We start from the raw sequence: 12,947 nt of genomic DNA on the forward strand, positions 1-12,947 counted from the left end.
GCGCTACGAGCTGGCGCCTGCCGGCAGCGCGTCGACCAGCGGGTCGGTTTCGGCGGTCTCGCGGATCCCGGGCAGCATGGAACTCTGGTGGATCGGGGCGAACGGGTCGGCGCAGGACCGGTACTGGTACCAGTCCTGATCGTTCCAACGGGCGGCTCGGCGGGGAGTGTCGCACCTTTAGGACTGACGAGGGTGCAGGAGGTGTGTCGCGAACGCCGAGAGATAGCCAGCGAGGGCGGGAGTCAGTGAGAACTCCCGCCCTCTTCTGCAGGCATCCGCCTTGGTCAGCGGCCTCATCCGACCGCAGACGCCCCCCGGAACGCTGCTCCTGCGGACACCCGAGGCGTCTCGGTCGCCGGCGCCGTAGCAACCGTGGATCTACAGAACGCCGATCATGGCGTAGTCCTCCGCCGTCGCCGTCCTCGAAATACCCCTCCATGATTGGGCCCATTAGCCTCGCCGTTTCGTACGCCCAGGAGGACTTGGAGGTTGGCCATGTAGGTGGTTGATCGCTGGTTCGTAAGCTCGTCGTCACCTGCCGGTGTGAGTCCGGTCCGGGCTCACCCCACAGGAGCGTGCCGAGCGTTCCGAGCAGGCCCGCGCCGCGCTGCAGGAGTGGAACGGGTACACCCCGAGCGCGAGTGAGGAACAGGACCTGGACCGCGAGTTGGACCGGCGCCTGGCACAGGTGACCGTCCGGTGAGCGACCGTCAGGACGAGCGCATTGCGGCCGCCCTCAGCATCACCGCGTCCCTGACCAGGGACGTCCCGGAGATTCGCCGTACGCAGTGGGAACACATGCAGATGTTGCGCGATCTCATGCATCATCTCGGTTTCAAGGACCCCGCCGGCAGCCAGTGATCTGCCGCGCAGCGCCAGCCGTGCCGGCTGAGGTACAGGCCTCCGGCGTGCTGGATTCTCCGATGTGGATGCGGTCTGACTAGCGGGTTTGCACTTTCATCGGCGCCTCTTCTGATCTGCGGTTTCTCGGTAGACTCGGACCACGGCATCAGCTCACAGAGGGGTTCTTCCGCGCATGACGACGCAGCCTCATGATCACCATGGCGGGGAGCGGGTTCCTCGCCCCGACCGGACCCCTCCAGCCCTGCGCGCTGCCCTGGCTGCTGTCGCCCCGAGCCGCCTCCCCGAGATGGAGAAGCACAAAGACGACGCCTTCGCCGCGATGGCACAGGACAGCAAGATCAGCCATGTCCACACCTGGCTGGCGTTCTGGGCCCGGGAAGTCGAAGTCGAGCGGCGGCCCGATCTTGCCCAGCGGAGGAATCACGCGTTGAGGTCGCTCCACACGACCACCAGCAAGGACGATCCCGCATTCCGCACCGCGATGGAGGAGCTGCGCGCCGTTGAGGCCGAAGCCGACCAGGCGGTCAGTGGGTGACCTGGCGGTGGGAGTACGACCCCTCACAGGAGTACGTCATCGGCGGAGCCCCGCCGGCATTCGTCGCCGAGGTCGAGAAGAAGGCTGACGAGCTGGTCCGGGCTGCCTCGGCCAAATACCTGGACGGCACGACGTACCAGGACATCGGCCCCGGTGCGGCGATGCAGCCCGTTCCCGGCGGGATGTTCCTCTACCTCGTGGTCCCCCGCCATGAATGTGTGTACAGCCGGCAGATCCAGTACCTCTAGCAGCGTTCAGGCGCTGCGTTTTGGTGGAACGAGGGGGCATCCAAACTGGCAGGCATGCCGAACAACAGCGACCGCCAAAACGAGCGCGTCGCGGCCGCTCCCAGCATCACCGCGTCCCTGACCACGGACGTCTCGGAGATTCGCGGTACGCAGCGGGAACACACGCATATGTTGCGCGCGATCATGAGCCTTCTGGGCATTGAGGACCCTGCTGGCAGCCAGTGATCTACTGCGTAGCTCAGGGCGGCAGCTCAACGAATGACAGCTGCTGGCCAACATGCGGCGGGGGACGGGCAGCACCGGAGTCAGCTTGATCAGGGGCTTCTTATCCTGGCGCAGGCGCGGGACGCTGCAGAACCAGCGAGGCGGTAGCTTCCCGACACCGGTGGTAGGCATCGATCATGGACTGGACGTTACCGGAGCCGATGCTCGCCGCCGCGGTGGAGAGCCCGGAACTGCCGGTGGGTATGGCGGCCGAACCGAAATGGGACGGATACCGGGCGCTGGTGGCCCGCTACGGGGACGGGCATGTCGTGATCCGGTCGCGGCGCGGCACCCTCATGACGACGGCCTTTCCGGAGATCGCCGCCGCTGCATCCGCTCTGCCTGCGGATGTGGCGCTGGACGGCGAGCTGATCGTCTGGGAGAACGGCCGACTGGCGTTCGAGCGACTGCAAGGCCGGCTGAACCGCACCGCTGCCGGCGCGGCCGCGCTGGCCGCCCAGTGGCCGGTTCATTTTGTGGCGTTTGATCTCCTGCGCCATGGAACCACTGATCTGACGTCCCAGCCGTATATCGAGCGCCGTGCAGCGTTGGAGCATCTCTTCGCGGACTGCGACCTGGGGCCACCCTGGGCGCTGTGCCCGTCGACGACCGACCCGCAGATTGCAGCGGAGTGGCTGTCCTGGTCAGCGGTGGGCATGGAGGGACTCACCTTCAAGCGCCTGACCCAGCGCTACCTGCCGGGCGAGCGCAGATGGCAGAAGTACCGAAACCATCCATGCCACGCGCCGTCTCCGACTACCTCCAGCCAGCGCAGCTCGACAGTCAGCGGGCGATTGAGATCGCGAAGGGTGTGAATCCGGCGGACCGGATGACGTGCGGTACGAACAGGATCGCGGCCTCTGTGGCGCGGGCGGTCTGGATCCCGCCGAGGTCGGTGATCCATTCCTTTTGCCAGCCGAGGTCGGTGAGCAGTTCGCGGACGCTCTGCTTGGCCTGCGCGTCCTCGCCGGAGAGGAACACCGTCGGTGTCTGGGCGAGCGTGTCCGGCGAGGTCATCACCGGGAAGAGCATGGTGTTGAGTGTCTTGACGACGCGCGTTTCGGGGAGCGCCTTCTGGAGCTGTTCGGCCAGGCTCGAGCCGGGGTAGATCAGATCGGCGGGCAGTCCGTCCGGTCCGTCGGTGGTGGCGTTGGAGACGTCGACGAGGATCTTGTCCCGGAGTTCTTCGCGCAGAGCGGCGAGCCGGTCCAGTGAGCCGGCGCCCGGGGTGGCGTTGATGACGATCCGGGCAGTCCGGGCGGCGTCGGCGGCGGTGCCCGGCGTGCGGTCCGCCACGGTCACTTCGTGTCCTGCCCGGGTGAGGGCTGCGGCCAGGTTGCCGCCGACGCGGCCGTTTCCGAGAACTGCGATGGTGGTCATGATGATCTGGTCCTTCCGTGCGTGCGGGTTGTGGTGTGCGGTCAGCGGGAGAGCGTGGATACGGCCTCGGCGTGGACGCCGGGCGCGGCAGCCAGGAAGCTCTGGCTCTGCGGGGTCCAGGGGCGGCCCTCGGCGTCGGAGATCCGTCCGCCGGCCTCGGTGACGAGCAGCGCTCCGGGAAGCAGGTCCGCGCGGGCTCCGGCGAACTGCCAGAAGGCGTCGATCCGGCCGGCGGCCACGTTCAGCAGGTGCAGGGTCGCGGGCACGGCGACGCGGACGACGAGCGCGTCGAAGAGCATCGCGGTGATCGAGGAGCCGACCCGCCGCACGACCTTCTCGTCCTCGTCCGGCCGGGCCTGGCTGGTGGCCACGATGCTCAAGCCGATGTCGGCGGTCTGGGAGACGTGCAGCGGCCGACCGTCGAGGTGGGCGCCCGCACCGGTGAGCGCGGTGTAGGTCTCGCCGGTCAACGGCAGGTGCACCACGGTGAGCACCGGCTGGTTCTCCCGCACGAGGGTGGCGGTCACCGCCCACTCCGGCAGGGCGTGCAGGTGGTTGACGTTGCCCTCGGCCGGATCCACGACCCACCACTCGCCGGGCGGCAGCGCCCCGCCGTCCAGTTCGTCCTCCACCCAGCCGGCCTGCGGGCGCAGGCTCGTGAGGCGGGGGCGCAGGATGTCGAGGGCCGCGTCGTCGTTGACGGCGAGCGCGCGCATCAGCTCTTCGCGGCTCTGGTAGCGGACCACCTCGCCGAAGCGCTCGCGCAGCGCCGAACCCGCCTCACGCACGGCGATCGCGGTCTGGGCGAGCAGGTCGGCGTCGGAGGCGGCGACGTCGGTGGTCTGGAGCGTTTCGGACATGGTGGTATTCCCGTCTGAGGAGGGGTGCTGAGGCCGAACTGCGCGTTGCTTCCTGCGCTTTCGCCTCAACGGTATGCAGCCCTGCGATTAACTTCAAATGCATGTCAGGCACGGCTAGGATTACTCGCATGCAATTGGATTTGAACCTGCTCGCCGCGCTCGACGCGCTGCTGGAGGAGGGAAGTGTGGCCGGAGCGGCGGCGCGCCTGCATGTCACCGCCCCCGCGATGAGCCGGAGTCTGGGCCGGATCCGGCGCACGACCGGGGACCAGATCCTGGTGCGCACCGGCCGCACGATGACCCCGACGCCGTATGCGATCGCCGTCCGGGAACAGGTGCACGAGCTGCTGCACCAAGTCCAAGGGGTGCTGGCACCGAGCCGTGAACTCGATCTGGCAACGCTGGAGCGCACATTCACACTCCGCTGGCACGATTCCCTGGTCGCCTTGAGCGGCCCCGCACTGCTCGCGGCCGTGCGCGGGCAGGCGCCGGGCGTGCGATTGCGCTTCGTCGCGGAATCGAGCATCGACACACCTGAATTGCGGCGCGGCGAGGTCGACCTGGAGGCGAACGCCAACCGCCCGAGCGCACCGGACATCCGTGCCGAGAACGTGGGCGAGACCCGCCTCGTCATCGTCGCAAGGCAGAGGCACCCCCTCACCCGCGTCAGGACCGTCACCGCACAGCGGTACGCCGCCGCTGAGCACGTCACCGTCTCGCGACGTGGAAACCTCAGCAATGCCATCGACGACGCCCTCGCGCGGCTCGGCCTCACCCGCCGCGTGGTGGCGACCGCGCCCACGGAAGCGGCCGCGCTGGAGTTCGCGCGCGGCTCCGACATCCTGATCAGCGTCCCCGAGGCCACCACGAGGTCAGCGGTCGCCGACCTCGGCCTGGTCGTGCTCCCCCTCCCGCTCGAACTGCCGTCGGCACCGATATACCTGTCGTGGCATCAGCGCTACGACACCGACCACGCCCACGCCTGGCTGCGTGGGCTGGCACGAACCGCGCTGGCCATGTGCGGAGCGTTGTAGCCGGCGCCGTCCGGCCGCTTCACCCGTACGTCCAGGTCCACGCGACCACCACTGCGATCTGCTTGAACGTCAGCAGCGGCCTGTCCGTGCGGGTGCTGGCCGTGGAGGCGGCCAGACCGACTCCTGCGGCTCACCATCGCGGATCGCCGGTGTGCAGATCAATCTCACCGGGATTTCCTGTACCTCAACTACTCACACCCGGGATCGTGTGCTTGATCCGGCGTCTTCGCAGACAGCGCGTGTTGCGGGGAGAGCTGTACGCCGAGTCACCGATGACGTGACCGGGCCGGGTGCGGGGCTGCTCGCCCTGCGGGCGAATACTGCAACTCTCGAATACCGACACTCCACCAGTGAAGTGGGATGAATAGCAATGGATGCAACAGCTCGTAGCCCTTCGAATGGGCCGTTTCCGCTGGTCGTGGTGATGATCGATTGGACAGCCTCGGCTTGCAGCCAGGGCAACCATTCCGGGGACAGCTAGACGCAACAATGATGCGTTTGATACAACATCCGGCATGGTCGTTGAGGCACCGGGTTCGGTGCGTCTATTGCTCGCACCGAACGTTGTCCATCTGGACCCGGAGCCCTCGGTCTTCGCCGCCATGCGAGAGGGATGGGCCCGCCAGCAGTCCGCCCGATTCATCCAGCCTTCGACGATCCGGGCCCGACTGGGCCTGCTGCGGCGGTTCGAGAAGTTCACGGGGCTGTATCCGTGGCAGTGGACTCCGGCCGACGGCGAAGCCTTCATCGTGCACCTACGCAGTGGTTCCAAGCCCATCCGGCTGTCCACCGCCCGAACGTACGAGACGGCGCTCGCCCTGTTCGTGGAGTACCTGCTCGATGCCCGGTACGGGTGGGTCGCAACCTGCCAGGAGCGGTTCGGCCTGGCGCCGCAGGCGGTCTTCCACGAGGGCAACTCCGTCCAGCACTCAGCGGAGTACGAGGGCGACCCCCGGCGCCGGCCGCTGACGTATGACGAGGTGCAGGCGCTGTTCGATGCGGCCGACGCGCGACCGCGAAAGATCCGTGGCCAGGGCCGCAAGGGCGCCCTGACCGCGCTGCGGGACGCCGCGGTGATCAAGACGATCTACGCCTACGGCACCCGGCGTACCGAGTCCTCGAAGGTGGATCTGGTGGACCTGCGGCGGCACCGGAAGGCGCCGCAGTTCGGGCAGTTCGGCAGCATGACTGTGCGGTACGGCAAGTCCTCCAAGGGGGCGCCGCCCAAGCGGCGGTCGGTGCTGCTGGTCCCGGAGATGGACTGGGTGGTCGACGAGCTCGGCGAGTGGGTCCAGGAGGTGCGCCCGCGTTTTGCACCGCAGGGGCATCCGGCCTTGTGGGTGACCGAGCGGGTGGGTCGCCTGTCCCCCCGGTCGATCAACGAGGCGTTCGTGACGGCCCGCCAGGACGCGGGCCTGGACGAGGACCTGGACCTGCACTGCCTGGGCCACAGCTACATCACGCACCTGACGGAGTTCGGCTATCCTGCCCGCTTCGTTCAAGAGCAGGTCGGCCACAGCAATGCCTCCACGACGGCCGTCTATATGGGCGTCTCCGACGAGTACCGCAACCGGCTCCTGGAGGCGTCGTTGAAGCGCCGGCTGGGTGACGACTGGGACCTTCAATGATCAAGAAGATGGGTTACGAGTGGCGGCTGCGCCAGCTGATGGCCGCGCAGGAGATGTTCCAGACCTCGGACCTGGTGCCGCTGTTGGCCGAGCGCGGCGTGACTCTGTCGCGGGAGCAGGTCTACCGCCTGGTGACGCAGCCACCGCAGCGGATGAGCATGGACACCCTGGTCGCGCTGTGTGACATCTTCGGGTGCACGCCGAACGATCTCATCCTGCCGCTGGTGGTCAACGCGCAGGTGAGGAAGACAGTCGGCGACGAGGCTGCGTCGCTGCCGCTGAAGGAGCGGCGCACCACGATCCGGCGCCCCGGCCAGCCATGAGGGCCCCGACGGCGGACCAGATCCGGCTGCGCGCGGAACTCGCCGCAGCCCGGGAGCAGATCATCGCGCTCTTACGGGCCGCGGTCGGGCCGTCCCTGTCCGGCGAGCGAGCGCAGGCCCTGGTGCAGGAGGCCCGCGCGTGGAGCGGCCCGAACGCCTTCGCGCTCCTGCGCTACCTCGCCGCCCGGGGCGACGCTCTGAGCGCGCCGGCCGGGGACTGCCCCATGACCGCTGTGCGGTTGATCGCGCTGTTGGCCGCGGCCGGCTACAGCCAGAAGGTGGCGCTGGTCGCCTGCGTCGACTGCGGCCGGACCGCCCCGCTCCCCGGCCGCACCAGCCCACGGGGGCGCCAGTGCATTCCCTGCGCCGTCCGGTCCACGCGCCGCCCCTGTGCGCGCTGCGGTAGGACGACAACGATGCACGCCCGCCGCCCGGAGGGCGGCATCTGCAAGCCGTGCCGCAACCAGGAGCCGGACGCCCGCAAGGAGTGTGCCGGGTGCGGCCGGATGATGGTGCTCGTCCGACGCCTGCCCGATGGTACCCACCTTTGCCAGTCGTGTGCCCCCTGCAAGCGGCAGACGTGCTCCGGCTGCGGCCGAGAGCGCCGCGTCAACGCGTGGACCCCTACCGGCCCTGTCTGTGGCAGCTGCTACTCCAGCCCCGGCCGCCGGTGCGGGATCTGCGGCCAGATTGCACCCATCAGCAAACGGGCCAACGGGAGCGCCCCGGACACCTGCTACCGGTGCTACAACGGGCAACCGGACACGTGCAACGCCTGCGGGAAGGTCAGCACCGGGCACCGTCTCCATGGCGGCTGGGGGCCGTTCCACTGCTATACCTGCACCCCGCGCGAGGCCCGCACCAGGGAACCGCGCGCGTGCTGTGTGTGCCACCGGGTGCGGGGCGTCGGGATCTGGTGGCCGATGGGGCCGGTCTGCGGGCCCTGCTACCGTGCGGCCCGGTCGACGCCCGAGGCATGCACCTCCTGCGGCCGGCAGCGGATCCTGATCGGCCAGACCGCCGACCGCGGCCTGCGGTGCAGCGCGTGCTGCTTCCCCGGTGAGCCGCCCGAACGGTGCACAGCCTGCGGCGAGCCCGCCGACCTCCTGCCCGGGCACCGCTGCCCGCGCTGCACCCTGTACGCCCGCGTGCGCGACCTGCTGTCCGCTGGCGGGGCCGGCATCCCCCCTGCTCTGCAGCCGCTGGCCGCGGTGCTGACCGGGTCGGACAACCCCTATCCGGTCCTGGCCTGGCTGCGCCGCAGCCCCGCCGCCCACCTCCTGGGCACCCTGGCATCCCAACCCGAAGACCTCGACCACGCGGCCTTGGACGCGCTGCCGCACGGCGCCTCCACCGCCTACGTGCGCGGCCTGCTGGTCACCGCCGGCCTACTGGCGCCGCGCGACGAGAACCTGGCGCTCCTCACCCGCTGGGTCACCCGGACCGTGACCCGCCTGCCGTCCGCGCAGGCCACCGTGATCCGGCCCTTCGCCGAATGGCACATCCTGCGCGTCGCGCGCCGCCGCTCGGCCCGCGGCCGCTACAGCTACGCCGCACACAAAGGCGACTGCACCAACATCCGCGCCGCCACCCACTTCCTGACCTGGATCGACGCCCGGCACCTCACCCTGCAACGCCTCGATCAACGGCACCTGGACACCTGGGCGACCGACCGGCCCTGCCTGCGGATCTGCACCATTCCCTTCATCCGGTGGGCCACCGCCCGCCGCCTGACATCCCCTGACCTGGTCATCGAGCACCGGCCCTTCCAACTCCCCGGCCCGTTCCTCGTCGACGACGTCCACCACGAGCAGTTGCGTCGGTGCCTCCACAACACCTCCCTTCCGCTGGACGTGCGCGTCACCGCAGCCCTGGTGCGCCTCTACGCTCTCCCGCTGACCAGGATCGTCGAGCTCACCGCCGACCAGCTCCACCGCGACGCGGAGCACACCTATCTGACGATCCACCGGCATCCGGTCCTGTTGCCGCCGACGCTCGCCCGCCTCATCGACGACCAACTCCACCAGCACCCTCCCGCGCACCGCAGCGCAGGCGGCACCCGGCACCTCGTGCCCGGCCCCAGTCCCGGCCTGCCGCGCAACCCGGCCGGGCTGGCCGCGAAGCTGCACCAGCACGGCCTGCCCGTCCGCGCTGCCCGGAACACCACCATGATGGACGCCGTGGTCGACTTGCCACCCATGGTGCTCGCCGACCTGCTCGGCATCGCGCCCCGCACAGCGGAGCGCTGGGCCGCCCTGGCCGGAGTCAGCTGGTCGCACTACCTGGCCGCCCGCCCCGGCTAGGCCGCCGGGGACCCCGGACCCGCGCCTGCACCCGTTGGCGGCAGGATCACCGCGCGGCGGGCAGATCGGTCGGCACTATGTCGCCGCGCCCCCGCAGTACCCGCGGCCGGTGGCGGAACCGGCCGAACTCGGTGGGGCGTTCCTGATCGGCCTCGATCTCCACCACCACGCTGGCCATCGCCGGCAGGTAGGGGACCGGGGCGACACCGGGCAGTCCGCCGACCGTGCCGGACAGCTCGACCACCAGTGAAGCGGGTTGGGGACGTTACGGGTGTTCGGTGTCCGGCTCCGTTGCGGCGCTGAGGGTTTCTTCGACGGTGGTGTCGATGATGCGGTCGCGTTCGGCGGGATCGAGTGGGGGCGTTGGCGTGTCGGCTTGGTCGAGTTGGTGGCGAACTCGTCGGGCGACGGTGTCTGGCGTGGGAGTCGTTGAGCTGCGGCTGCGGATGTCGTTGTACACCGCCCAGGCCAGGGTGGCGATGCTGACGATGAGGCTGCCCAGGGCAGTTGGGTCGGTGTACAGGTCCGGTCTATGACTGGTGCCGCGGTCGTAGAGGGCTGCTTCCACCTCGTGGAGGAGATTGGGATGTGCCGGTGTGGTGAGGCGTTGGGCGGATGCTCGGGCACCTTGCGTGACGGGGTCGTTCATACCGGTCTCCTTGACATGCGTCGGTCAGTCGGTGGCGGTGGTGAGGAGGTACGCGCGGACGGCCGGGGGCAGCGGACTGTCGGTTACCTTCTGCCAGGCGCGCTCAACGGCTTCGATGCCCAGCCGCGCGGTCAGCCGGCGAAGGTGGCCGGGGCCCGAACCGGTCCTGGGATGCGGAACCTCGTCGAACAGGGCAACGCACCTGATCGTCCAGGCCAGCGCTTGACCGGTGTCATTGCGGGCTTCGGCGTGCAGGCCCAGCTGCGCGTAGTTGAGTGCCATGCTGGGGCGTTTGCCGAGGTCTTCGTTGATGGTGAGGGATTTGCGGTACCAGTTCTCGGCGTCCTCCAGCCGCCCCCGGTCCTGGGCCACCATGCCGAGCTGGTGGTAGCTGCCGGCCATGCCGGGGCGGTTGCCGATGTCTTCGTGGATGGTGAGGGATTTGCGGTACCAGTTCTCGGCGTCTTCCAGCCGCCCCCGGTCCTGGGCCACCATGCCGAGCTGGTGGTAGCTGATGGCCATGCCGGGGCGGTTGCCGAGGTCCTCTTTGATGGTGAGGGATTTGCGGTACCAGTTCTCGGCGTCCTCCAGCCGCCCCCGGTCCTGGGCCACCATGCCGAGCTGGTGGTAGGTGCCGGCCATGCCGGGGCGGTTGCCGATGTCTTCTTCGATGGTGAGGGATTTGCGGTACCAGTTCTCGGCGTCTTCCAGCCGCCCCCGGTCCTGGGCCACCATGCCGAGCTGGTGGTAGGTCATGGCCATGCTGGGGCGGTTGCCGATGTCTTCGTGGATGGTGAGGGATTTGCGGTACCAGTTCTCGGCGTCCTCCAGCCGCCCCCGAAGCTGGGCCACCATGCCGAGCTGGTGGTAGCTGATGGCCATGCCGGGGCGGTTGCCGAGGTCCTCTTTGATGGTGAGGGATTTGCGGTACCAGTCCTCGGCGTCCTCCAGCCGCCCCCGAAGCTGGGCCACCCTGCCGAGCTGCTGGTAGAGGACAGCGACGGTGGGGCGCTGGTGGGCGCTGGTGACCTGATTGGCGAGTGCGCGGAGGATGGTGCGGTAGGCGTTTTCGGCGTGGTCGAGTTGCCCGGCCGTAAGCTGCCGGTTGGCCTGGGAAACAGTCACGGACATCCATAGGTGGCCGGCGGGGGTGTCTGGGGTCGGCGGGGCGCCGTCGGGGGTTTCGACGGCCAGCCGGACGCGGTCTGTCCAGGACCGTGCTTCCTCTACCACTCCCTGCATGTCCCAGAAGTCATTCAGCGCCGCGATGATGGTCTCGGCTTCCGCCCACTGCCGGTGGATCAGGGCGTGGCCGAGGATGGCTCCCAGCATCCGCTGCTGATACCTGACCAGAGCAAACGCGAACTGGGCGTCACCGCCGCCTATCTGCCGCGACAGCCAGGCGCAGAGGCTTGCATAGGCCAGCGCAAGGGTCTGAAGGGCGTTGGCTTGTTCGTCGGTGTGCGTGCCGGGTGTGCTGGTGCGCCAGTGCGCGGCAAGGTGGGCGGGCAAGGCGGGGTGGAGGCGGAACATATTCGCTCCGAGCGGGGCCAGCAGCCCCACGCCCGCCGCCCGTTCCAGTAACTGCGCCCAGTCCTGACCGGTACGGCCGCGGAAGCGTTCCGGAGTCTGCGAGTGGTCGGAGAAGGCACCGAGGACGTTGGTGTCGGCGACGGCGTGGAAGAGGCTGAGGATGGTCAGGGCTTGCTGGTCGGCGGGGCTCAGGTGGCGGAAGGAGTAGGTGATGCTCGCCGACAGCGACGTCCTGCGGTCACCACCGGTGCCGCTGTCACCGGCCGCGGCGGCCAGGGTCGTGGTGCCTTGGAGGCCGTTCAGGAGGCGTCGGGCGGTGGTGGTTTCCAGGTGCGGGAGTGTCAGGCTCATGCTCAGCGGGTGGCCGTCCAGCCATTTCATGAGGTCCGCGAACGCCGTGGTCTGACGGTGCGGGCCAGCCGCGGGATAGGGGGCCAGGACCTGCTCGGCGTAGGCGGTGGCGTCCTTGCTCTGCAAGCCGCCCAGTGCGATCCGGCGCACGTCGGGTCCCAGCCAGGCCTCAGGGGTGCGACTGGTGATGACCACCGCGCTCTTACTCCCGGTGGCGAGACGGGTGAGGAAGTCCCGCATCCGGTCCTGCTCCGGTTCGGGAAGGGGCGGGGTGGCCCGGCCCGGGTCGGGCATGTCGCGGACGGACTCGAAGTTGTCCCAGAGAAGCAGGAGCCTGCGGGCGGCAAGAAGTTCCTCGACCGCTGCCTGACGGTCCGCATCGTCCAGGAGCGCGAACTGCTCGCCGAACACGTGCAGCCCGATGCGGGTGATGACGCCGTCCAAGCCGAACGAGGCAACACCGGGCTCGAAGGAGTGCCAGATCACCCACTCCGGGCGGTCGACGCCGCCGGTGTCGCGCCACCACCGACCGAAGGCTTTCGCCAGCTCGGTCTTCCCCGTCCCCCCAGGTCCGTGGACCACGACGACATGCTTCAGCCGGGCGGCGGTCTCCAGCGTGTAGAAGTCCGCATCCCGGCCGACGAACTCACCCATTGGCTCGAGGTCCCTGCCTCGGTCGGATGCGCACTCGGGCTCTTCGCGCAGTTGAGTCAGGATCTCACCGACGTCGACGCCCGGTTCCCGGGTGGTGTGTAGATCGGGAAAGCGCGCCTCGCTGCGGGTGTATAGGACGGGGACCATCCAGTCCGCCAGCGGCAGCATCCCCCTAAGCGACGGCCGCGCATTGTTGAGCCGAAGCTGGGCGCGTCCGGCGGTGACAGCGTCGGTGACCCGGTCGCCGGCGAACAGCCGCTCGTAGAAGGCCGTCATGAACTCCGCCGCGGCGACCGCGTACACGCTGTACGCCATCGCCAC

General features: G+C 69.1%; 14 protein-coding genes and 1 pseudogene. 9 read left to right on the forward strand and 6 right to left on the reverse strand.

Translation table 11 applies throughout. The features are described from left to right. Positions 1-699: 699 nt before the first annotated feature. From AC07DC_RS41360 to AC07DC_RS41380, 5 genes are all read left to right on the forward strand, one after another. Positions 700-861, forward strand: a complete 162-nt coding sequence (locus AC07DC_RS41360; RefSeq protein WP_478920112.1) for a hypothetical protein — start codon at positions 700-702, stop codon at positions 859-861. Positions 862-1,150: 289 nt separating this feature from the next. After that, on the forward strand, positions 1,151-1,399 hold the full coding sequence (locus AC07DC_RS41365) for a hypothetical protein (RefSeq protein WP_478920113.1): 249 nt from the start codon (positions 1,151-1,153) through the stop codon (positions 1,397-1,399). Further along, entirely contained in the window at positions 1,396-1,647 is a 252-nt protein-coding gene (locus AC07DC_RS41370; protein WP_478920114.1) for a hypothetical protein, read from the forward strand. Before AC07DC_RS41365 ends, AC07DC_RS41370 begins: the two co-directional genes overlap by 4 nt. Positions 1,648-1,701: 54 nt before the next feature. After that, positions 1,702-1,872, forward strand: a complete 171-nt coding sequence (locus tag AC07DC_RS41375) for a hypothetical protein (RefSeq protein ID WP_478920115.1) — start codon at positions 1,702-1,704, stop codon at positions 1,870-1,872. A gap of 176 nt (positions 1,873-2,048) precedes the next feature. Next, positions 2,049-2,726 carry an ATP-dependent DNA ligase gene (locus tag AC07DC_RS41380; RefSeq protein WP_478920116.1) on the forward strand — a complete coding sequence of 226 codons (678 nt, stop codon included), beginning with the start codon at positions 2,049-2,051 and terminating at the stop codon, positions 2,724-2,726. On the opposite strand, the gene AC07DC_RS41385 is transcribed toward AC07DC_RS41380, so the two are convergent. Together AC07DC_RS41385 and AC07DC_RS41390 are read right to left on the reverse strand one after the other, a co-directional pair. After that, positions 2,695-3,291 carry an NADPH-dependent F420 reductase gene (locus tag AC07DC_RS41385; protein ID WP_478920117.1) on the reverse strand — a complete coding sequence of 199 codons (597 nt, stop codon included), beginning with the start codon at positions 3,289-3,291 and terminating at the stop codon, positions 2,695-2,697. The genes AC07DC_RS41380 and AC07DC_RS41385 overlap by 32 nt on opposite strands. A gap of 41 nt (positions 3,292-3,332) precedes the next feature. Further along, positions 3,333-4,151, reverse strand: a complete 819-nt coding sequence (locus tag AC07DC_RS41390; RefSeq protein ID WP_478920118.1) for a 3'(2'),5'-bisphosphate nucleotidase CysQ — start codon at positions 4,149-4,151, stop codon at positions 3,333-3,335. Between the two features lie 128 nt (positions 4,152-4,279). On the opposite strand from AC07DC_RS41390, the gene AC07DC_RS41395 reads away from it, so the two are divergent. Continuing rightward, on the forward strand, positions 4,280-5,185 hold the full coding sequence (locus AC07DC_RS41395; RefSeq protein ID WP_478920119.1) for a LysR family transcriptional regulator: 906 nt from the start codon (positions 4,280-4,282) through the stop codon (positions 5,183-5,185). Between the two features lie 199 nt (positions 5,186-5,384). On the opposite strand, the pseudogene AC07DC_RS41400 reads toward AC07DC_RS41395, so the two are convergent. Continuing rightward, positions 5,385-5,501, reverse strand: a pseudogene (locus AC07DC_RS41400) (IS5/IS1182 family transposase); the annotation flags it as partial. A 199-nt stretch (positions 5,502-5,700) separates the two neighbouring features. On the opposite strand from AC07DC_RS41400, the gene AC07DC_RS41405 reads away from it, so the two are divergent. From AC07DC_RS41405 to AC07DC_RS41415, 3 genes are read left to right on the forward strand one after another with little or no spacing between them, the layout of a single operon-like run. Next, on the forward strand, positions 5,701-6,813 hold the full coding sequence (locus AC07DC_RS41405) for a tyrosine-type recombinase/integrase (RefSeq protein WP_478920121.1): 1,113 nt from the start codon (positions 5,701-5,703) through the stop codon (positions 6,811-6,813). After that, complete coding sequence (locus tag AC07DC_RS41410; protein ID WP_478920122.1) at positions 6,810-7,136, forward strand: helix-turn-helix domain-containing protein; 327 nt, start codon at positions 6,810-6,812, stop codon at positions 7,134-7,136. Before AC07DC_RS41405 ends, AC07DC_RS41410 begins: the two co-directional genes overlap by 4 nt. After that, positions 7,133-9,439 carry an XRE family transcriptional regulator gene (locus tag AC07DC_RS41415; protein ID WP_478920123.1) on the forward strand — a complete coding sequence of 769 codons (2,307 nt, stop codon included), beginning with the start codon at positions 7,133-7,135 and terminating at the stop codon, positions 9,437-9,439. Before AC07DC_RS41410 ends, AC07DC_RS41415 begins: the two co-directional genes overlap by 4 nt. 46 nt (positions 9,440-9,485) lie before the next feature. On the opposite strand, the gene AC07DC_RS41420 is transcribed toward AC07DC_RS41415, so the two are convergent. From AC07DC_RS41420 to AC07DC_RS41430, 3 genes are all read right to left on the reverse strand, one after another. Beyond that, positions 9,486-9,683, reverse strand: coding sequence for a hypothetical protein (locus tag AC07DC_RS41420; protein ID WP_478920124.1), 198 nt, complete (start codon positions 9,681-9,683; stop codon positions 9,486-9,488). 21 nt (positions 9,684-9,704) lie between these two features. Further along, complete coding sequence (locus AC07DC_RS41425; RefSeq protein ID WP_478920125.1) at positions 9,705-10,088, reverse strand: hypothetical protein; 384 nt, start codon at positions 10,086-10,088, stop codon at positions 9,705-9,707. Between the two features lie 24 nt (positions 10,089-10,112). After that, positions 10,113-12,947: tetratricopeptide repeat protein (locus tag AC07DC_RS41430; protein ID WP_478920126.1), on the reverse strand; the 2,835-nt coding region annotated here is incomplete at its 5' end.

The sequence above is a fragment of the Streptomyces sp. NPDC045021 genome, from assembly GCF_056432645.1.

Excerpts from the sequence above, each read along its gene's own strand:
- AC07DC_RS41395 (WP_478920119.1), top strand. The coding sequence starts at position 4,280 with ATGCAATTGGATTTGAACCTGCTCGCCGCGCTCGACGCGCTGCTGGAG.
- AC07DC_RS41375 (WP_478920115.1), top strand. The coding sequence starts at position 1,702 with ATGCCGAACAACAGCGACCGCCAAAACGAGCGCGTCGCGGCCGCTCCC.
- AC07DC_RS41385 (WP_478920117.1), bottom strand. The coding sequence starts at position 3,291 with ATGACCACCATCGCAGTTCTCGGAAACGGCCGCGTCGGCGGCAACCTG.
- AC07DC_RS41365 (WP_478920113.1), top strand. The coding sequence starts at position 1,151 with ATGGAGAAGCACAAAGACGACGCCTTCGCCGCGATGGCACAGGACAGC.
- AC07DC_RS41405 (WP_478920121.1), top strand. The coding sequence starts at position 5,701 with ATGGTCGTTGAGGCACCGGGTTCGGTGCGTCTATTGCTCGCACCGAAC.
- AC07DC_RS41380 (WP_478920116.1), top strand. The coding sequence starts at position 2,049 with ATGGACTGGACGTTACCGGAGCCGATGCTCGCCGCCGCGGTGGAGAGC.
- AC07DC_RS41425 (WP_478920125.1), bottom strand. The coding sequence starts at position 10,088 with ATGAACGACCCCGTCACGCAAGGTGCCCGAGCATCCGCCCAACGCCTC.
- AC07DC_RS41410 (WP_478920122.1), top strand. The coding sequence starts at position 6,810 with ATGATCAAGAAGATGGGTTACGAGTGGCGGCTGCGCCAGCTGATGGCC.
- AC07DC_RS41390 (WP_478920118.1), bottom strand. The coding sequence starts at position 4,151 with ATGTCCGAAACGCTCCAGACCACCGACGTCGCCGCCTCCGACGCCGAC.
- AC07DC_RS41415 (WP_478920123.1), top strand. The coding sequence starts at position 7,133 with ATGAGGGCCCCGACGGCGGACCAGATCCGGCTGCGCGCGGAACTCGCC.